This is a genomic window from Marivirga arenosa (assembly GCF_030503875.2).
GTDB lineage: Bacteria > Bacteroidota > Bacteroidia > Cytophagales > Cyclobacteriaceae > Marivirga > Marivirga arenosa.
The window spans coordinates 2,158,225-2,179,355 of record NZ_CP129968.2 but is presented as its reverse complement, the minus strand read 5'-3'; the positions used below and the strand labels follow the sequence as shown (position 1 = coordinate 2,179,355).

The window sequence follows — 21,131 nt, the reverse complement described above, 5'->3', positions numbered from 1 at the left end:
ATTAGTCATATAATTATTAGCCACTTAATCACTGTTATGGCTAATGATTCGCTGATTAAAAAAATAATATTAATCATTTATTTAAAGTCAAACTTATAAAACCGAAAACAGTTAAACATAAATGTTAAAAATACATTCAAATCCATTTTCAAATTTTACCTCAACTATACTTATTCTTTTCATAATTCTTTACAGTTCTGCCTGTAAAGTCAGCAAAACAAAAGAGATACCCTATATGAAGGATAATGTTATTGCAAACTTACCAGAAAAGAACCTTAACATATTTAGCCCCAAAAATAACAGTCAAAATAATCCAGTTTTAATATTTGTGCATGGTGGCAGTTGGAATTCAGGAAAGAAAGAACTTTATAATTACTTTGGAAAAAGATTGGCGCGAAAAGGTATTGTTGCAGTTATTATCGATTATCCATTAAGTCCAGATTACATTGTAACGGATATGGCACTTGCAGTGTCAGCTGCCACAAAGTGGGTAAAGGAAAATATTTCAGAATATGGGGGAAATCCTGACAAAATATTTATATCAGGCCACTCTGCAGGAGGACATTTGGCCACTCTAATCAGTTTAAAAGATGATTATTTCAATGAGCTCAATACAGAGAATCCGATAAAAGGTGCTATTCTGATCGATGCAGCTGGCTTAGATATGTACGGCTTTTTAAAAAAGAGAAACTACCCAGCGGGAACTTCCTATTTGAAGACATTTACAAATGATTCTGAGATTTGGAAGCAAACTTCACCCATTTACTATTTGGATAAAAATGATCCGCCATTATTAATTATGATGGGTGGAAAAACATTGCCTGGTATTCTTTCAAGCACTGAGAGATTCATGAAGGAGTATAAAAAAATTGAGCCTAAGCCAAATTATCATTTACAAGAAAAGAAAAAGCATGTGCCCATGATTACGCAATTTATTAATAGTAACAATCAGGCATACGACTGGATAGAAAACTTTATAAATCAAAATCAGTAATAGCATCAAATGTGATAATTTGAGAAACTCTAGACTTTCTCAATAGTTGTTACTTGTATAACTTTACAATCGAGAACAACCCCTAATAAAAATTGATTTCATGGAAGATATTAATATCTTATTAACAACTGCTTCAAATTACTGTCAGAAAGGCGAATACAAACAAGGTATCCACTTATATTCTCAATATATTACACAAAACAATCAGAATCCAATTGCCTTCTACCAAAGAGGGAAAGCCTATTTCAAGATCAAAGATTATCAAGCTGCTCAATCTGATTTAAGCAAAGCTATTAAACTGAAACCTGACAGCGCAGAGCTTTTCGCTGAAAGAGGTTTAATCTATTATATGGCTAAGCAGCAGGATGCTGCCATAACGGATTTTAATACTGCTGTGGAAATGGAACCCGAAAATCCTTTTCGATATGCAAGCAGAGCTTTTATAAAAGATCATATGAATGATTTAGCGGGCGCTAAGGATGACTACCAAAAAGCATTAGAACTTGATCCTGAGGATGCAATTTCACATAATAATCTAGGCTTAGTTTTAGGAAAAATGGGAAACCATAAACGAGCGGAGGAACACTATAAAGATGCTGAAAAATTAGATCCTAAAAACTTCGGGATGAAAACTAATAATGCTAAAGAAACACCAGAAGTTGCTCCTCAGCCTAAGCCGGAACCTACTCCTCTTCCAAATATTAAGAAGGAAGAAAAAGTTAGTGGAACAGCTAATTTTGGCAATACTTTGAAAGCATTAATTTCCTCATCGGAAGAAAGAAAAGAATTCTGGTCGTTTGTAAAAAACAAGGTGTTTAAAGCCATAAAATAATTACTAATAAGTTAACTTAAGTTCATTTTTATTTTCTAAAGAGTTAAAACAACCTTTCCTGTTGTTTTTCCAGATTGAAATAGTTTCAAAGCTTCATGCATTTGGGAGAACTCAAATTGATGACCAATATATGGAGCTTCCATATTTAGATTTTCTAATTCAGCTAAAATCTGCTTCATAAGATCTTTCTTCTCGTACAGCCAGATCAAATTGAAGCCAAGAATTGCTTTATTAGTTTCAATCATTTTTTGAGGATCAATTTTGGGTCTTGTCAAATACTGCCAAACAAGTTTTGGCCAATTAGGTGAATTTCCTGTACCTCCATACCTAGCCGAGCCATAATTCACCATCCTACCTTGAGGTGCTAAAAACTCATATCCTATTTCGAATATCTTCCCTCCAATACATTCCATTACCACATTTAACTCTCGCCCAACCAATGCTTCCTCCAGATCATGCTTGAATTTACTTGAACGAACGATATATTTCTGATACCCCTCCTTTTTTAATAAATCAATTTTTGCAGCTGAACCCACAGTTCCAATCGTGTAAGCACCATATTGTTGTGCCATTCTATTCGCTAAAAGTCCTACACCACCTGCTGCAGAATGTATTAAAACGGTATCTCCTTTTTTCAAATTCCCTAAATGAAACAAGCCATAATATGCAGTTAGGGCTTGCACTAAAAAGGAAGCCCCCTCTTCAAAGGTCCAATTAGCTGGAATTTTACTTACATAGGCTTGATCAATATTAATATGAGAAGTGTAAGCACCAAAACGAGTCACTCCCATAACTCTATCTCCTATTTCAAAATCTTTGACTTTACTTCCTTTTGCAATGATTTCACCAGAATATTCTAAACCAGGAATAAAGCTACCTTCAGGAGTCGCGCTGTAGAGACCTAAAATGGCAAAGACATCAGCAAAGTTTAATCCTACCGCTTTTACGGCAACTTGCACCTCGTTTTCACTAGGATTTAATATTTCTTCTTCTACTAATTTTAGTCTTTTAAATGAGCCTGCTTTATGTGTTCTGTAGGATTGTCTGATCATAGTCTTGAATTAAGAAATCAAATGTAAAGAATTCTAATTTCATCATCTCCATACTCATAATCCAAAATCTAATTTAAAATTCACTATTATTTCCTTACTAAGCCTTTTATATTTGCAGCCACTACAAGTAATCTGACTTTCAACAATAGAAATATGCAAAAGAATTTTATAGAAGAGCTTCAATGGAGAGGCATGATTCACGACATGATGCCGGGTGTGGAAAAACAATTGGCAAAAGAAATGAGCAGTGCTTATGTAGGTATTGACCCTACAGCTGATTCTCTTCACATTGGTCATTTAGTTGGAATCATGATGTTAAAGCATTTTCAAGATGCTGGTCATAAACCATTCGTTTTATTAGGTGGTGCTACTGGAATGATAGGTGATCCATCGGGAAAATCAAAAGAGAGAAACTTATTGGATGAAGCTACTTTAAGACATAATGAAGCCGCTATAAAAGCTCAAGTTCAAAACTTCTTAGATTTTGATGATGAAGCTGATAATAAAGCTGAACTAGTGAATAACTATGACTGGATGAAAGATTTCAGTTTCTTAGGATTCATCCGCGATGTAGGAAAGCATATCACAGTGAACTACATGATGGCGAAGGATTCTGTAAAGAAAAGATTGTCATCTGAATCTAGCGAAGGAATGAGCTTTACAGAGTTTACCTATCAACTCGTGCAAGGATATGATTTCCTTCATTTATACAGAGAAAAGAATTGCAAGCTTCAAATGGGTGGTTCTGATCAGTGGGGAAACATTACTACTGGTACTGAAATGATTCGTAAGATGGAGCATGAGGAAGCTTTTGCGGTTACTTGTCCGTTAATTAAAAAGGCTGATGGTTCAAAGTTTGGTAAAACTGAGAGTGGAAATATATGGCTTGACCCTAAAAAAACTTCACCATATAAATTCTATCAGTTTTGGTTAAATGCTTCAGACGAAGACATGAGTAACTTCATCAGAATCTTCAGTACAAAAGGAAAAGAAGAAATTGAAGCATTAGAAAAAGAGCATAATGAAGCACCACATTTAAGAGTTCTTCAAAAAGCTTTAGCTGAAGAATTAACCGTTAGAGTTCATTCACAAGAGGCTCTGGATATGGCTCTGAAAGCCTCCTCTATCTTATTTGGAAAATCAACCACTGAAGAATTAAAAAGTATTGATGAAGAAACTTTACTAAGCGTTTTTGAGGGGGTACCTCAAATCACCATTAATAAATCTGACTTAGACAATACTGAAAATGTAACCGATTTTCTTTCAGAACTAACTGAGGGGACTATCTTCCCTTCCAAAGGTGAAGCCAGAAAGATGATTAAAGGTGGTGGAGTAAGTGTAAATAAAGAGAAAGTTCAAGATGCTAATGCAGGAGTTGATTTTACTTTGCTGCAAGGAAAATACATTTTAGTGCAAAGGGGTAAAAAGAATTACTATTTAGTTATTGTAAATTAAATTTAAAGGCTCTTTTGAAAGTTCAATCCATAATTATAAATATTTTTACTATTTGAGTAATGGATGTTTAATAAAGGGTGTTATTTATCTGAAAAATTTTATAGTAAAAATCCTAAAATCTAGTCTCTAGAAAATAGATTCTAAAATCTAAAAAATGAAAGATATTATAATAGTTGGTGGTGGTATTGTAGGCTTAGCTACAGCTTTGAAAATCAAACAAAAGAATTCAAAGTTATCCGTTTTATTATTGGAGAAGGAAGAAAAGCTAGCACAACATCAAACGGGTAATAATAGTGGAGTAATTCACTCAGGTGTTTATTATAAACCTGGTAGTTTAAAAGCTAAAAATTGCATTGATGGCTACAACCAACTATTAAAATTCTGTGATGAAGAAGGAGTTCCATATGAACTATGTGGTAAAGTAATTGTGGCTACAGATAAATCAGAACTTCCGACCTTATCCATGATTGAGGAAAGAGGAAATCAGAACGGATTGTCGGGTTTGTTAAGACTTACTAAAGAAGAAGTAAAAGAGCGAGAGCCTTACGTAAATGGAATCGCGGGTATTTATGTGCCTCAAACCGGAATAATAGATTATACTGCTGTTTCTTTAAAGTATGCTGAAAAATTTCAAGAATTAGGTGGAGAAATAATCCTAAGTCAAAAAGTGACTGATATTCAAGAAAAAGGTGGAGTGACTACTGTTATAACAAATAACAATAGCTATGAAACCAAATTAGTGGTGAACTGTGCTGGATTATATTCTGACAAAATTGCCAAACTCACTACCGAAAAACTGGATTTAAAAATTATTCCTTTCAGAGGGGAATATTTCATGATTAAGCCAGAAAAGCAATATTTGATCAAGAATTTAGTGTATCCAGTTCCAGATCCTAACTTCCCATTCTTGGGAGTACATTTTACACGAATGATTAATGGAGGAATAGAAGCAGGCCCCAATGCTGTACTAGCTTTCAAACGAGAGGGCTACCGAAAATCTTTATTTAATTTAGTTGAGTTAGGAGAATCATTGGCTTGGCCCGGTTTTCAAAAAGTAGCTGCTAAATACTGGAAAACTGGCTTTGGGGAGATGTATCGTTCATTCTCTAAATCAGCCTTTACCACCGCACTTCAAAAGTTATTACCAGATATTACTGAAAGTGATTTAACTCCTGGTGGTGCGGGTGTTAGAGCACAAGCTTGTGACAGAAATGGCGGCTTAATTGATGATTTCTTGATACTAGAGGAAAGCAATGCTGTAAATGTTTGCAATGCTCCTTCTCCAGCGGCTACCTCTTCCCTATCTATTGGGGATCATGTGAGTGATTTGGCATTGAAAAGGTTTTAATATTTTTTAGAAGCTTAAGTCTAAACTTTTCTTAATAGAATCTGCATTTTCCTATATTGCGGTATGGTCGAAAACATCATGTCATATTTCGAAAATGAGTGGCAAATTAGCCCTGATTTGCAATTAAAAATATTTCATAGCTTTTTAGCTTTATTTGTTTTACTGCTTATCAGGTTTTTAGCTCTTCAATTAATTTTCAAGAATTTTAAAGATGTAAAAGATCGCTATCAATGGAAGAATGGGGTTAAAAATGCCTATTATATCATTTTACTTATTGCGCTAGCTAATATTTGGATTGATAAGATTGATTCAATAGGTACATTTCTAGGTTTAGTAAGTGCAGGTTTAGCCATTGCACTTCAAGTCCCCATAGTAAATTTAGCAGCATGGCTCTTTATTGTCGTTCGTAAACCTTTTGAAGTTGGGGATAGAATTGAAATCGGAGGTGTTTCTGGAGATGTGATCGATATCCGTTTTTTTCAATTTACTATTAATGAAATTGGCAATTGGGTAGCTGCAGAACAAAGTACTGGAAGAATTATTCACGTCCCAAATGGTGAAGTTTTTAAAGTAAGTCAGGCGAATTATAATCAAGGTTTTAGTCATATTTGGCTTGAATTACCAGTATTAGTAACCTTTGAAAGCAATTGGAGAAAAGCTAAAGAGATTTTAGAAAATATCATCAATATCCATGCAGAAGAGTTATCCTTTTCTGCAAAGCGAAAGTTACTGGAAGCTTCGAAGAAATATATGATATTTTACAGTAACCTCACTCCTATTGTGTATACACAAGTAAAGGATAGCGGGGTAGAATTAACCATTCGTTTTTTATCTGAGCCTAAAAAAAGAAGAGTAGTAGAAAATAATGTATGGGAAGCAATATTAGATAATTTTGCAAAGCAAGATGATATAGATTTTGCTTACCCAACTCAAAGAGTGTTTTACAACTATACTGAGGGTAAGGAAGGCGCAAAGAAAAAATTTGATCCCAATTTGAATCAATAAATGCATTCATTTTTACTGGATTAAATATTATACTCAATAATTAATTTATATTTTTGCTCAAACACAATACAGAAAACTATGTCAAATAACTTATTAGCAGGAAAAAAAGGAATTATTACAGGTGCATTAGATGAAAATTCTATTGCTTGGAAAGTCGCTTTAAAAGCAAAAGAACAAGGTGCACAATTTGTTTTAACCAATGCTCCAGTTGCTTTAAGAATGGGAGGCATTCAGGAACTAGCTAAAGAATGTAATACTGAAGTGATTCCTGCCGATGCAACTTCTGTTGATGATATCACTAAATTATATACTGAATCAAAAGAAATATTAGGTGGAAACTTTGATTTCCTTCTTCACTCAATTGGTATGTCACCAAATGTGAGAAAAGGAAAAGCCTACAATGATTTAAACTATGATTGGTTGCAAAAGACTTATGATATTTCAGCTGTGTCATTTCATAAAATGATGCAAACAGCAGATAAAATGGACGTAATGAATGAATACGGTTCTATTTTAGGTTTATCATATATCGCAGCTCAGCGTACATATCCATTCTATAACGATATGGCTGATGCCAAAGCATTATTAGAATCAATTGCACGTAGCTATGGCTATCATTTTGGAAAAAGAAAGAATGTGAGAGTAAACACTATTTCTCAATCCCCTACTCCTACTACTGCAGGCTCTGGTATTAGTGGATTTGATTCATTCTACAACTTTGCTGAAAAAATGTCCCCATTAGGAAATGCCACGGCCGAAGAATGTGCAGATTATGTCATTATGATGTTCTCTGATTTCACGAGAAAAGTTACCATGCAGAACTTATTCCATGATGGTGGTTATTCATTCACTGGAATCTCTGAGGAGCTAATTGACGAAATGAAATAAATTCTATTTACCATAAACCTGTCAGGTTTACCCTATATTTGATTGCAGAGTATAATAAACTACTGCCTTTTATCAATATCAAAACCTGACAGGTTTTCAAAATCACCAGATGCTCGTATTTCCAAACGCTAAAATTAATTTAGGACTAAACATCACAGCCAAAAGAGCTGATGGTTATCATGATATTGAATCATGTTTTTACCCTATACCTATCAAAGATGCCTTGGAAATAATCCCTTCTGAAAAATTAGAATTTCAGACTACTGGTTTAGAAATCCCTGGAAATTATGAGCATAACCTAGTGATCAAAGCATTTAATACTGTTAAGGAACGGTATAACATCCCTAATGTCAAAATCATTCTTCATAAACATATACCAATGGGAGCTGGTATGGGTGGAGGTTCGGCTGATGGCTCTTTTATGTTAAATCTCTTAAATGATTATTTTAATTTGAATTTATCCATTTCAGAACGAGAGGAAATGGCACTTCAATTAGGTAGCGATTGTCCTTTTTTTATAGAAAACAAACCAAAGTTTGTAAGTGGACGAGGAGAAATTTTTGAGGATTGTAATCTAGATCTTTCCGGTATGTATTTAGGAATTATTTATCCCGGAATTCATATTGGAACAGCAGAAGCCTACAGCGGCATTATTCCCAAAAAACCAGATGCCTCAGTAAAAGAGGTGATTAACAATTTCGCTATTCAGGACTGGAAGGATAAACTTAAAAACGATTTTGAGGAATCAGTTTTTCAAAAGCACCCTCAATTAAAAGGAATTAAGCAATCTCTTTATGATTCAGGTGCAATTTATGCAAGCATGACCGGCAGTGGTTCTACTATTTTTGGCCTATTTAATGATAACTCGGACGTTGAATCAATCAAGGCTGATCAAATATTAAAATTATAAACATAAAAAAACCTCAAAATTAATTTTTGAGGTTTTCATGGTATCTAATTATTCAAATTATTTCATTGATGGAGGTAAAATAACTGCATCAATAACATGTACTACTCCATTAGATGCCTTAATATCTGCTTTCGCAACATTCGCTCCGCTTACAGTAGCACCACCTTTTAAACTAATGCTAACTTCTTCACCCTGTACAGTTTTAGCTTTTTGACCTTCTTTCAAATCAGTTGACATTACCTTTGCTCCAATAACGTGATACGTTAAAACTGCTACTAATTGATCTTTATTTTCGGGCTTTAGTAGTGACTCCAAAACACCATCTGGAAGAGCCTCAAATGCTGCATTTGTTGGGGCGAAAACAGTAAATGGACCTGCTCCACTCAATGTTTCTACTAAACCAGCTGCTTTTACTGCTGTTACCAATGTTGAAAGGGACTCAGTACCTACCGCTAATTCAACAATATTTTTGTTTTGAGCTTTAACTGAGAATGACAATCCTAATACAAATACACTTAATACAACTACTTTCAATAACTTTTTCATCTCGTTTGTTTTTAGTAAGCAATTGAAACAGTAAATTATTGATAATGTTTTATTTACAGGATTTCATCTAATTTTAAATCGTTTTAAAATAAACTCATTTGAAAATAAAAGGTCACTGGTATTCAAATTGAATAGAAAATGCAGGAGAATGGAACTCTTAAATCTTATCAATAAAATTCCATCTTAAATTATCAACTTTCCCCTTCTTATTAAACTTTCTTACTTTTCTTTGAACGTAATTCAAATCCCTATACTCATCTTCTAATCTCCTTAATTCAATTCTTTGTTCAATTAAAGCTTGCCTATATGATTGGACTCTATTTACTAATTCACTATTACGAAGTTCATCATCATTTTCATCTTCGATTGAATAGGTGTTCAAATAACTTTTATTTCGAACTATAGATTTTTCAACATCTTCTAATCTCCCTCTTAAATTAATAATTTTCCCTTCTTGATTAAAAGCAAGTGCATTAACACTACTTGTTACTGCTAATAATGCCCCAGCATAGGGTATAGATTTGTTTGCAATAGTATGATCTTCAAAGAATGAACCTGTTGCACTAAAAGTACCCAGAAAAAAAGTGGTGAATAATAATCCTTTCTTTAAGCGTTGATTTCTTTGTACTTTACTATCCAGTTCTTTAATCTGCTTTCTAAGTCCAACTAATAAAGCATCAGTTGATTTTTGATAATCAATGAGTTGTTCATAGAGTTTTTCCGTGTTTACACCCTCGTTTACAGTAACTGTAAAGAATTTACTATCAGAAGCCCCATCTGGATCAGTTACAGTAAATAAAACATCAAATTGAACTGGTATTCCATCAGCTTTTACAATATCAAACCCAATGGTATCAGTCATAAGGAAAACTCTGCCATTCTGTTGTTGAACATATAACCATTCTGGTTCATTTTCTAATGTAAATGTTAAATCAGAAATCGGATGATTATTATCTTTAATAAAAATCCTTCTCTTTAAATCATATCCCTCTCTTATACTAAGATTACTTAATTTTGTAATAGAAGGAGGGTCATTTTTATCACTTTTAAGTATAGTAACTTCTTTTTCTACAAAATTCTTAGAGTCATCAGCTTCTTCAGCTCTAAGCTTAATTTTTAATGGAAAATAAGAACTAATATTACTCATTTCAATAGCACTCAGTTCCCAACTAAATATACCATTCTGGTCAATTGAAGGAGCCCCCAAATTAACAGGAATATCAACTGAATACACTATAGGATCATTATTTGGATCATTTACAGAAAAATCAATGTCCAACTTTTGATCAGCTGTGATTATGTAGGAATCATTTACATTATTTCTTAAACGAGGAGGTAACTCCTGGCTTACTATTTGAAAACGATATTTTCGTCTATTTACCGCATTAGTATTATCTACTGCGATCAAATCTAAATCAAAATATTTTTTACTAGCCTGATTTTGGCTTGGCGTCCAGGTCAAAAGCAATCTATTTCCAATAATATGAGTCTCAGCCTGATCGATTGAATTTAAATCCGTATTATTATTCCAAATGTAATTTAGAATGACATCATCCTCATTTGAACTATTTGTAGTGGTGGCTACAAACTCTAAATTGTATTCTTCTCCCTGTAAAAGTTTTATAAAAGCTCTGCTCTCTAATGAATCTGGTTCCATTTCAATGGTAGGTACTGATTCATAGGCATTAATTTTAATCAAAGTTTTAGAAGTTGATACGATCTGGTCAGCTGAATCCTTTAAGTAGAAAAAAACTGAATGTAAGCCGATATCATTTGCATCAGTTTTCCAATAAAATTCGCCTTCTTGATCATCAAAATTAGCATCCAAAATACTGCTTTTCCATGTAAGCTTTAGGTCTTGATTACTTTGTCTGTCAAATTTGACTAAGAATACAACCCCTTCTCCTACTTTCGCTTCAAGTAGTGCTGGTGATTCTAATTCAATATCATTTTGGGCTATTAAATTTGTACTTAAAAAACTTACTAAAAGGAATAAAAAAATATTTCTAAAACTCATATAATCACCTAATTATGTCACTTTGCAAAGCTCTTCTTTTCACTACTCTATTAATTAGAGGGTAGCTTAGTACAGAAAGTAAAATAATGGCAGTACCTAAATAAAATCCAGCACTCATTTTTTCTTTCTCACCAAAAATAGCAAAAGCTAATACAATTCCATAAACAGGTTCAAGGTTGACTGTAAGGTTTACTACAAAAGCACTTAAAACTTTTTGTATTTTTACTGACATTGAAAATGCTAATACTGTGCAAATACCAGCCAATAATAAAAGATATACCCAGTCCAATTGATTTGGAATGAAGTTTACAATTTCAGTATCGAAATAATAAAGATACAAAGGGATAAATAAAAGTGAAGACAAGCATGCCCCCATCATTTCATAAAAAGTTATAACATAGTGATTGTGCTTATGAGTTAGTTTTCCATTTAGCACAGTAAAAACACTAGCTAACATTGCAGCCACAATTGCCATTATTAAACCTTCGATATATTGAAATTCTAATCTGAAGATTATATACAATCCAAGAACCACTAATATCCCTAATAACAATTCATAGATTTTAATTTTTCTACTACTCATGAGTGGTTCTATTAAACTAGTCCAAAATGAACATGTAGCAATACCCACAAGGCAAACGGAAGCCGTAGAGACTCTAGCAGCAGCAAAAAATAATATCCAATGCAATCCAATTATTAACCCAACCCCGATTATCTTGAAAAACTCTTTAAATTCAACCTTAAAACTTTTTTTCCAAAGAAGTAATAACCCTAAAAGAATTATCGTAGAAAAGAGCGTCCTATAAAAAACTACCGCAACAGCTGAAACATTAATAAGCAATCCTAAAATAGCTGTTAATCCCCAAATTAAAACTACAAAATGAAGCTGTAGATAGTTTTTTAATTCTTCTGTCATCGTGGTACGAATTTATAAAGTATTAGGCCTACAATAGAAAAAGTAATATTCGGTAGCCATACCGCTAATATTGGGTTCATAGAAGAGTTTTCAGCTATTGCTTTACTTAAAATGAAGAATATGATAAATACAAAAGCAATCACAAATCCTAGGGCTATTTGAAATCCCGTCCCCCCTCTTTTCTTTTTTGATGAAACTACTACTCCAATAAATGTTAAAATAATGGCCGCAAATGGAGCCATAAATCTAATATAGCGCTCAATTAGGTAAATTTTCACATTATCTGCACCCCGTTCTTTCAATAAGCTAATATAATCATTTAACTCACTTAGGGTCAGTGTTTCCTGAAGTCCGTAGGTGTTACCGAAATCTTTTGGAGTAATATTCAAAACGGTATCCATTTCTCGACCCTTTTCAACTATTTCTTCCATTCCATTGAACTTTCTTAAATCCCAATCTCTCACTTTCCATTTACTTTGGGCAGAGTCCCACTCAATTCTTCTAGCACTTAGCTTTTCTTTTAATATTTTATCTTCTATTAGTTCTAATGTAAACCTATAACCAACATCTCTTTGATTATTGTAGCTTTCCATATATGCATAAGTATTAGGGGCTATTTTGAGGTGTATATCTCGATCAGTAAAATAGAATGGTTTTTTTACATATGCAGTTTCAAAAGCAATTCGGGTTTTATTAGCATCTGGAATGATGTAGGCGTTTAAGAAAAAACTAGCTAATCCTACAATACCAGCTCCCAGCATATAAGGAAATAAAAAACGTCTGAAACTCATACCGCTAGCCAGCATGGCTACGATTTCAGTATGTCCAGCCATTTTAGAAGTAACAAATACAGCAGCAATAAAAATGGTAATTGGAGTAATCAAGTTTCCGATCCATGGTATGAAGGCTCCATAATAGGGTAGTATTTCCAATAATGATAGATTATGCTCCATGAAATCATCATTCTTTTCTGTATAATCAATCACTGTCACGATTGCCAAGATGATTAAAACCACGAAAATGAATGTTGACAAGAATTTTTTAAGTATGTATTTGTCTAATAACTTCATATTGATTCTTAAAGACGAGTCATTAATTTTTTGACCATTTTCTCCTTCCAATCATAAAATGTGCCAGAGATAATCTGTTCTCTAGCTTCACCCACTAGCCAAAGGTAAAAAGTTAAATTATGAATACTCGCAATTTGAGCTCCAAGTATTTCTTTAGAATGAATTAAATGTCTTAAATACGCTTTTGTGTAAAATGTATCCACATAAGTACCAAGATTAGGATCGATCGGAGAAAAATCATCTTCCCACTTTTTATTTCTAATATTGATGATACCCTCTGTCGTAAATAACATTCCATTTCTTGCATTTCTGGTTGGCATTACGCAATCAAACATATCAACACCCAGTGCTATACATTCTAATATATTAGCAGGAGTACCTACTCCCATTAAATACCTCGGTTTATCCTGGGGGAGAATATCACAAACCAATTCAGTCATTTCATACATATCTTCAGCAGGTTCACCAACTGATAAACCTCCGATTGCATTTCCTACTCTATTCTTTGAAGCAATTTCTTCAGCTGAACGCTTTCTTAAATCTTTATAGGTACTTCCTTGTACAATAGGAAATAGAGATTGTTCATAACCATATAGGCCTTCTGTATTGTCAAATTGCTGAATACATCTATCCAACCATCTATGAGTCATATCCATAGATTTTCGAGCATACTCATAATCACATGGATAAGGTGTACACTCATCAAAGGCCATAATGATATCAGCGCCTATTTTTCGCTGAATATCCATAACTCCTTCAGGGCTAAAGATATGCTTAGAACCATCGATATGAGATTTAAAAGTTACTCCTTCTTCCTTAATTTTTCTAGTGCCAGAAAGACTATAAACCTGATAACCACCACTATCAGTTAAAATTGGTTTATCCCAACCATTAAATTTATGAAGCCCCCCTGCTTTTTGTAAAACATCCAATCCCGGTCTTAAATAAAGGTGATACGTATTTCCTAATATAATCTGTGCTTGAATATCATCCTTTAATTCACGCTGATGCACTGCCTTCACAGATCCAGCCGTACCCACCGGCATAAATATCGGTGTCTTTATAGTTCCATGTGCTGTTGTCAGTTCTCCTGCCCTGGCACTTGAGTTTTTATCTTTATTTGAAATAGTAAATTGCATAAGATTGCAAAAATATAGCTTCTGAAGAATTTATAGTTTTTATTTTCTAATATCTTTGTTGAAATGCAAAATCAATTTATAAAATGACTGAAATGAGCTTACTAGGTATTGCATTTATTTTCTCATTTCTGATTCAATTATACTTTCAGTCAAAATACTTTATACCTTTTATTTTTCATGAGTCAGATCATGATTTCAATAAGCCATCAAAAAAGCCCGTATCTGTAATAATCTGTGCTCATAATGAGTTAAAAAACCTGAAAACCAATTTAATCTCCTTTTTAAACCAACATTATGAGGATTATGAAGTTATTTTAGTGAATGATCGTTCAAAAGATGGCACAAAAGAGTGGTTAAATAAGGTTCAATTACAAAACCGAAAACTTAAAGTTATTGATATAGACAAAGTACCAAATCATTTTAATCCTAAAAAATATGCAATCACAATTGGCGTAAAAGAAGCAAATAATGAAATTTTGCTATTGAGTGATGCTGATTGTAAGCCATCTTCTTCAAATTGGATTGACAGAATGTCATCTTTATTTACAAATAAAATAGATATCGTTTTAGGCGTTTCATTATACCATAAGAGTTCTGGCTTTTTAAGTCAATTTATAAATTTTGAAACGCTTCAAACTGCTTTATTATATTTATCATTTGCCTATAAAAATTCTCCCTATATGGGGGTGGGAAGAAATATTGGGTATAGAAAATCATTTTTCCTAAAAACAAATGGATTTGATGGTTTCCAAGAAATAATGGGGGGAGATGATGATTTATGGGTTAATAAAAATGCGAATAAAGATAATACTGAAATTTGCATTTCGCCTGATGCGATTACTTTTTCAACTCCCAAATCGAACTGGAAGGAATATTTAAATCAGAAGAAAAGACATTTATCGGTAGGGAAATATTATAAAAATAAAGACAAGTTTAAACTCGGACTATTTCATTTTAGCCAAACATTAATATGGATTTTATTAATATTTAGTTTAATCTTGGGAAGTCGTACTGAATTTTTAATTTTAAGTTTAACTTTTTTACTAAGGTTGATAGGACAATATGTCGTGTTTTACAAGCTTAGCATTAATTTTGGAATACTTTTTAGGCATTACTTTTTACCTATCACAGAATTCTTTTTTGTAGGGTTTTATTGGATATGGGGAGTATATGCTTCACTAACTAAGCATCATAAATGGAAATAAATAAAAATAGAAATTTCTCAGAGAAGGCGTTAAAAGATTTCAGACTAATAGATCAAGCAGTAATTGCCAAAGACCAAATGGCCTATGCTGAGTTAATGAAAAGATATAAAAAACCAGTTTATCACATGGTTTTAAAAATGGTTCGTAATGTTGATGATGCAGAGGACCTTACTATAGAAGCTTTTTCAAAAGCTTTCAAAAGTTTACATAGATTTAAAAAAGATTATACATTTAGTACCTGGCTTTTCAGAATTGCCACCAATAATGCTATTGATTTTATTAGAAAAAAGAAATTAAGAACCATTAGCATTCATTCGTCTTATAAAGATGATAATGGTGATGCTGTAGAGATTGATGTAGAAGATAAAGGAAATTTAACCCCTCAAGATAAAGCTATTAAAGAACAGCGAATTGAATTAATGAGAATGTTCGTTGATAAACTTCCTGCAAAATATCAGCGATTAGTGAAGCTAAGATATTTTCAAGAACTATCTTATGAGGAAATTGCAACTGAATTAGAAGCCCCTTTAGGAACTATAAAAGCACAATTACATAGATCCAGAGAATTAATGAGAGAATTAATTGAAGGAAAAGAGAATAGATTCTAAGATGGATAGTAGTGCTATTATAGAAAAATACTTTATTGATTTAAGTGAGCAACAAAAAGCCCAATTTAAAGAATTAGGAAGTTTATATGCTGAATGGAACGACAAAATAAATGTAGTTTCAAGAAAGGATATTGAAAACATTTATGAAAAGCATATACTCCATGCTTTAGCAATAGCTAAATTTCAAGATTTATCTGAAAAAAAAATCTTAGATGTTGGAACTGGAGGTGGTTTTCCTGGAATCCCTTTAGCAATTTTATTTCCCGATGCAGAATTCACTTTAGTGGACTCCATTGGCAAAAAAATTAAAGTTGTAAATGCAGTAATTGAAGCATTGGGATTAGAAAATGTTGAAGCATTTCATCAAAGAGCGGAAAAGACAAAAGGTAAATTCAATTTTGTAGTAAGTCGAGCTGTAACCAGAATGAAGCCATTCTTACATTGGGTTAATCAAAAGATTTATTCAAACAAGCCTGAAGATAATTGTGGCGTAATTGCCTTAAAAGGTGGAGATTTAGAGGAAGAAATGTCTGAAATTAAAAGAATGTATCAAGAAGTATCTATATCGGATTATTTCGAAGAAGAATTCTTTGATACTAAAAAAATCATATTCGTCCCATTCTAAACTATATTTATATATGAAAGTTTTAAAATGGATTAGCATCATATTATTAAGCTTAGGACTCATTGGTTATGTCGCCTATCTAATAGTAGATGAAGATTTACCTACAGGGGAAGAAGGTCCAAAAGCTGAAGAATTAGCTAATAGAATGCTTGAGGCAGTTAATGATTCCGCCTGGCATGCTATCGCAGTAGTAGAATGGAATTTTACTGGTCAGCGTCACTTAGTTTGGGACAAAGTAAATCATCGGGCAAAAGTATCATGGGATAACTATGATGTATTTATAAAACTTGGAACCAAAGAAGGTGTAGCATTTGCAAAAGAGAAAAAAATAGAAAGAGAAGAAGTATCTAATAAACTGCTAGATGAAGCTTATGGTATTTGGGCAAATGATTCATTTTGGTTAAATCCCATTACAAAAATAAAAGATAACGGAACGATTAGAAAATATGTCCCTCAAACCGATGAAAATAAAGAAGGCTTATTGGTAACTTATCAAACTGGAGGTGTTACACCGGGCGATTCTTATCTTTGGGTGGTTGACAAAAAAACGGCTTTAGCTGAATACGTTAAAATGTGGGTTCAAATAATTCCAATTGGTGGAATGAAATTTACTTGGGATGATTGGAATACTACGCCAGAAGGTGCCAAGATTGCAACTTCACATGAAAGTGTAATGACCATAAATATATCAGAACTTAATACATGGCCTTCTTTAAATATGTATCCAAATCTTAAAGAATTTGAGGTTTTAAATTGAGAATAATCAAATTAATATCATCCAATAATCGTATTAAGTTAAATTAACCTATTAACTATGAAAGCTTTCTGAATTCATATCAGAAAAATTTATATTATTATCCAAAATAGATGAATTATTTAAAATGCTTATACTACCTTTGTATCCCATAAGTATAGCAGGCATTTCAAAATTAACTTATGGCATCTCGAAAAAATACTAAATTCATCTTTGTTACTGGCGGTGTAACTTCCTCTTTAGGTAAAGGAATTATTGCAGCCTCTTTAGCTAAATTACTTCAAGCAAGGGGGTTTTCAGTTACCATCCAAAAACTAGATCCTTATATAAATGTTGATCCAGGCACATTAAATCCTTATGAGCATGGAGAATGTTTTGTTACAGAAGATGGTGCTGAAACTGATTTAGATTTAGGACACTATGAACGTTTCTTAAACATTAATACCTCTCAAGAAAACAATGTAACGACCGGTAGAATTTATTATAATGTAATTACCAAAGAAAGAGAAGGCGCTTACTTAGGAAAAACTGTACAGGTTATTCCACACATTACGGACGAGATAAAAAGAAATATATATTCAGTAGCCGAGAAAAATGATTATGATATTGTAATCACTGAAATAGGTGGTTGTGTAGGGGATATCGAATCACTACCTTTTATTGAAGCCGTAAGACAAGTAAAATGGGATGTTGGACCTAACAATTTTCTAGTTATCAATCTTACCTTAATTCCCTATTTAAGTGCTGCTGGCGAATTAAAAACTAAACCGACACAACATGCTGTAAAGCAGTTATTAGAGTCAGGTATCCAACCTGATATTTTAGTATGCCGAACTGAACATAAGTTACCTCAAGAAATTAGAAAGAAATTAGCTTTATTCTGTAACGTAAATATTAATTCTGTTATAGAAGCGATGGATGCTGATTCAATCTATGATGTTCCTTTACTAATGAGAAAAGAAAAACTTGATGAAAGGGTTTTAGCTAAATTAAAGCTTTCTCATAAACTGGAACCAGAATTAACACAATGGAAAAATTTCCTTGGTAAATTAAAGAATCCAATATCTGAAATCAGTATTGCATTAGTGGGTAAGTATATAGAACTACCTGATGCCTATAAATCAATTACTGAAGCTTTCATACATGCGGGAGCAGAAAATGAGACTAAAGTAAATGTAAAATGGATTCACTCGGAAGAAATCAATGAAGAAAATGTAGCCTCAATTTTGAAAGGCGTTCATGGTGTATTAGTAGCTCCAGGCTTTGGTGAAAGAGGAATTGAAGGGAAAATTCAAACCATTAAATATTGTAGAGAAGAGAAATTACCATTCTTTGGTATTTGTTTAGGAATGCAGTGTGCGGTTGTTGAATTTGCTAGAAATGTATTAGGCCTGAAAGATGCCTCTTCTACTGAGATTGATGAGAAAACAAAAAATCCAATTATTGATTTAATGGAAGAACAGCATAGCATTACTCAAAAAGGAGGTACTATGCGACTTGGTTCTTACGAATGTGAAATCAAAAAGAATACAAAAGCCTATCAAGCTTACGGAAAAACAAAAATTACTGAACGACATAGGCACAGATACGAATTTAATAATAGATATTTGCAGGAAATTGAAGCTGCGGGAATGATTGCCACAGGTAAAAACCCAAAAAGAAATTTAGTGGAAATTGTAGAAATACCAGATCATCCATGGTTTGTAGGAACACAATTTCATCCTGAGCTTAAGAGTACTGTATTAAATCCACATCCATTATTTGTGCGATTTGTAAAAGCTAGTTTAGAACATAAAATATTATCAGAATCGAATAATTAAAATTTAAATGGACAAAAATCAAGCAACAGGACTTATCCTGATTTCTATTTTAATGATAGCTTATTTTTGGTTTTTTGCAGAAGAACCAAAAATACCAGAAAATGGTGAGGATACTAAAATAGAACAAATCGATGAAAGTCAAATTGAAACAACAAGGACTCCAGAAGTCAAAGAATTTAAAAATGATTCTACTGTAAATCAAGAATTAATTAACCAATATGGTGCTTTTGCTACTGTGGCTAAAGGTGAATCTGAAATCACAACCTTTAATACAGATAAGCTTCAAATATCTTTTGATACTAAAGGAGGTAGAATCAACTCAGTTGAGCTAAAAGATTTTGAAACTTTTGATGGAAAACCAATTACCATAACGCAACAAGCTGATGAAGAAAAAGAGTTAATTTTTAATACGGCTACTGGTCCTGTAAACTTGTACGATCTTTATTTTGAATTAGTAGATGCACCTAAAAGACAAATTACTGCTGGTGATACTATTCAATTTAAATATGTTGCTCAGATTGACGCTAATAAAAGCATAGAGCAAATCTATACACTTTCAGGAAATCAATATGAAGTAGGCTATGCTGTTGCCTTCAATGGCTTTACTAATGAAATCTTAGGCGATCAACTTACGCTAAGATGGAATAAAAAAATGCGCAAGTTTGAAAAAGACCTTGAGCAAAGTAGAGTTAAAGCCACTGTAAACTATTATTCTGAAACTGAAGGAATGGATGGTTTAAGTGAGAGATCTGAAGATGATAGTGAACAATTGACTGAAGCTGTAAAATGGTTCTCATTCAAGCAAAACTTCTTCATGGAGGCTATCATCACTGACATTCCGATGAACAGAGCTGAATTTAGCACTAACATTGAAGATCTTTCAGATGATTATGTTAAAAGAGGTACTGCAAAAGTTGAGATCGCATATAGCGAGTTTCAGAATAAAGCTGCTGAATTCAAATATTATTTTGGTCCTAATAATTATAAGGCCTTACAAAAGGTCGCTCCTGATTTTGAGGAAAACGTTTACTTAGGATGGTTCCCAATTAGTTTAGTTAATAAGTACGTTATCATTAACGTATTTTATGTTTTAGAGAAATACATCAGTAATTATGGTGTAATTATTATTATACTAGTTTTATTAATCAAACTAGCATTATCGCCACTTTCTTATAAATCATATGTTTCAATGGCCAAAACCAAGGTATTGAAACCTCAATTAGATGAGATTAAGGAAAAGCATGGAGGTGATATGCAAAAAGCTCAGGCAGATCAGATGGAGCTCTATAGAAAAGTAGGGGTAAATCCACTTTCAGGTTGTATACCTCTCCTATTACAGATGCCTATTTTATTTGCCATGTTTTACTTCTTCCCGAGTTCAATTGAATTGAGACAAGAAGCATTCTTATGGGCGAGCGATTTATCAACTTATGATAGTATAGTAAACTTACCCTTTGAAATACCATTCTATGGAGATCACGTGAGTTTATTCACTATTTTAATGACTGCATCTACCCTACTGATTACTTGGTCGCAAGGTCAAGTGAGCTCAGTACAAGGACCAATGAAAAACATTCAATATTTAATGCCAATCATTTTTATGTTCGTATTAAATAGTTTCCCCGCAGCATTAAGTTTCTATTATTTAATCGCAAACCTTATCACATTTGGTCAGCAAACTTTAATCAGAAGAATGATTGATGAGGATAAAATCATTAAGATTTTAGAAGAGAATAAGAAAAAGAATGCTAACAAAAAGACTTCTAAATTTCAGCAAAGATTACAAGAGGCAATGAAGGCAAGTGAGGAAGCGAAAAAAGGAAAATCAAAAGGTAAAAAGAAATAACATTCTTTGATTCCTGTAAATATTGAAAGGTGAGTGAAAAGCTCACCTTTTTTTATATTCATCTACTTCTAATATTTTCTACAAATTCTTTTTTAGAACTT

At 32.9% G+C, this 21,131-nt stretch carries 19 protein-coding genes; 13 read left to right on the top strand and 6 right to left on the bottom strand.

The window, feature by feature from the left end:
* Positions 1-121: 121 nt before the first annotated feature.
* The gene (locus QYS47_RS09420) at positions 122-994 is read left to right on the top strand and encodes an alpha/beta hydrolase (protein WP_322345735.1); all 873 of its coding nucleotides are present in this window, start codon (positions 122-124) and stop codon (positions 992-994) included.
* 100 nt (positions 995-1,094) lie between these two features.
* Positions 1,095-1,826 carry a tetratricopeptide repeat protein gene (locus QYS47_RS09415; protein ID WP_322345733.1) on the top strand — a complete coding sequence of 244 codons (732 nt, stop codon included), beginning with the start codon at positions 1,095-1,097 and terminating at the stop codon, positions 1,824-1,826.
* Between the two features lie 35 nt (positions 1,827-1,861).
* Here QYS47_RS09415 and QYS47_RS09410 read toward each other — a convergent pair whose 3' ends face one another.
* Positions 1,862-2,878 carry a synaptic vesicle VAT-1 family membrane protein gene (locus QYS47_RS09410; protein WP_322345731.1) on the bottom strand — a complete coding sequence of 339 codons (1,017 nt, stop codon included), beginning with the start codon at positions 2,876-2,878 and terminating at the stop codon, positions 1,862-1,864.
* Between the two features lie 153 nt (positions 2,879-3,031).
* Here QYS47_RS09410 and tyrS point away from each other — a divergent pair, with 153 nt between their 5' ends.
* The 5 genes from tyrS (at position 3,032) to ispE (ending at position 8,484) form a co-directional block, all read left to right on the top strand.
* Complete coding sequence (tyrS, locus tag QYS47_RS09405) at positions 3,032-4,333, top strand: tyrosine--tRNA ligase (RefSeq protein ID WP_322345729.1); 1,302 nt, start codon at positions 3,032-3,034, stop codon at positions 4,331-4,333.
* Between the two features lie 154 nt (positions 4,334-4,487).
* A complete protein-coding gene (gene lhgO, locus QYS47_RS09400) occupies positions 4,488-5,681 on the top strand; it encodes an L-2-hydroxyglutarate oxidase (protein WP_308356806.1) in 1,194 nt (397 codons plus the stop codon).
* Positions 5,682-5,759: 78 nt separating this feature from the next.
* Positions 5,760-6,686 carry a mechanosensitive ion channel family protein gene (locus tag QYS47_RS09395; protein ID WP_308356807.1) on the top strand — a complete coding sequence of 309 codons (927 nt, stop codon included), beginning with the start codon at positions 5,760-5,762 and terminating at the stop codon, positions 6,684-6,686.
* A gap of 78 nt (positions 6,687-6,764) precedes the next feature.
* A complete protein-coding gene (locus tag QYS47_RS09390) occupies positions 6,765-7,574 on the top strand; it encodes an enoyl-ACP reductase FabI (protein ID WP_308356808.1) in 810 nt (269 codons plus the stop codon).
* Positions 7,575-7,683: 109 nt separating this feature from the next.
* Complete coding sequence (ispE, locus tag QYS47_RS09385; protein ID WP_322345726.1) at positions 7,684-8,484, top strand: 4-(cytidine 5'-diphospho)-2-C-methyl-D-erythritol kinase; 801 nt, start codon at positions 7,684-7,686, stop codon at positions 8,482-8,484.
* Between the two features lie 57 nt (positions 8,485-8,541).
* Here ispE and QYS47_RS09380 read toward each other — a convergent pair whose 3' ends face one another.
* The 5 genes from QYS47_RS09380 to tgt all read right to left on the bottom strand — a co-directional run bounded on the left by QYS47_RS09380 (position 8,542) and on the right by tgt (position 14,172).
* Positions 8,542-9,030 (bottom strand): fasciclin domain-containing protein, encoded by a 489-nt coding sequence (locus QYS47_RS09380; RefSeq protein WP_322345725.1) that lies wholly within the window; start codon positions 9,028-9,030, stop codon positions 8,542-8,544.
* Positions 9,031-9,187: 157 nt separating this feature from the next.
* Positions 9,188-11,047 carry a hypothetical protein gene (locus QYS47_RS09375; protein ID WP_322345724.1) on the bottom strand — a complete coding sequence of 620 codons (1,860 nt, stop codon included), beginning with the start codon at positions 11,045-11,047 and terminating at the stop codon, positions 9,188-9,190.
* A 4-nt stretch (positions 11,048-11,051) separates the two neighbouring features.
* A complete protein-coding gene (locus QYS47_RS09370) occupies positions 11,052-11,963 on the bottom strand; it encodes a DMT family transporter (RefSeq protein ID WP_322345722.1) in 912 nt (303 codons plus the stop codon).
* Positions 11,960-13,033: an LptF/LptG family permease gene (locus QYS47_RS09365; RefSeq protein ID WP_308356813.1), complete on the bottom strand. Its 1,074-nt coding sequence runs from the start codon at positions 13,031-13,033 to the stop codon at positions 11,960-11,962. Before QYS47_RS09365 ends, QYS47_RS09370 begins: the two co-directional genes overlap by 4 nt.
* Positions 13,034-13,041: 8 nt before the next feature.
* On the bottom strand, positions 13,042-14,172 hold the full coding sequence (gene tgt / locus QYS47_RS09360; RefSeq protein WP_322345720.1) for a tRNA guanosine(34) transglycosylase Tgt: 1,131 nt from the start codon (positions 14,170-14,172) through the stop codon (positions 13,042-13,044).
* Between the two features lie 92 nt (positions 14,173-14,264).
* On the opposite strand from tgt, the gene QYS47_RS09355 reads away from it, so the two are divergent.
* The 6 genes from QYS47_RS09355 to yidC all read left to right on the top strand — a co-directional run bounded on the left by QYS47_RS09355 (position 14,265) and on the right by yidC (position 21,030).
* Positions 14,265-15,377 carry a glycosyltransferase gene (locus QYS47_RS09355; RefSeq protein WP_322345718.1) on the top strand — a complete coding sequence of 371 codons (1,113 nt, stop codon included), beginning with the start codon at positions 14,265-14,267 and terminating at the stop codon, positions 15,375-15,377.
* Positions 15,368-15,985 (top strand): RNA polymerase sigma factor, encoded by a 618-nt coding sequence (locus tag QYS47_RS09350; RefSeq protein ID WP_308356816.1) that lies wholly within the window; start codon positions 15,368-15,370, stop codon positions 15,983-15,985. The genes QYS47_RS09355 and QYS47_RS09350 overlap by 10 nt, the downstream gene beginning before the upstream one ends.
* 1 nt (position 15,986) lies before the next feature.
* The gene (gene rsmG, locus QYS47_RS09345) at positions 15,987-16,610 is read left to right on the top strand and encodes a 16S rRNA (guanine(527)-N(7))-methyltransferase RsmG (RefSeq protein ID WP_322348401.1); all 624 of its coding nucleotides are present in this window, start codon (positions 15,987-15,989) and stop codon (positions 16,608-16,610) included.
* 13 nt (positions 16,611-16,623) lie between these two features.
* Positions 16,624-17,367, top strand: coding sequence for a hypothetical protein (locus QYS47_RS09340; RefSeq protein ID WP_322345716.1), 744 nt, complete (start codon positions 16,624-16,626; stop codon positions 17,365-17,367).
* A 179-nt stretch (positions 17,368-17,546) separates the two neighbouring features.
* Positions 17,547-19,184, top strand: a complete 1,638-nt coding sequence (locus tag QYS47_RS09335; RefSeq protein WP_322345714.1) for a CTP synthase — start codon at positions 17,547-17,549, stop codon at positions 19,182-19,184.
* A 7-nt stretch (positions 19,185-19,191) separates the two neighbouring features.
* Positions 19,192-21,030, top strand: a complete 1,839-nt coding sequence (yidC, locus tag QYS47_RS09330) for a membrane protein insertase YidC (protein WP_322345713.1) — start codon at positions 19,192-19,194, stop codon at positions 21,028-21,030.
* The last annotated feature ends 101 nt before the right edge of the window (positions 21,031-21,131 follow it).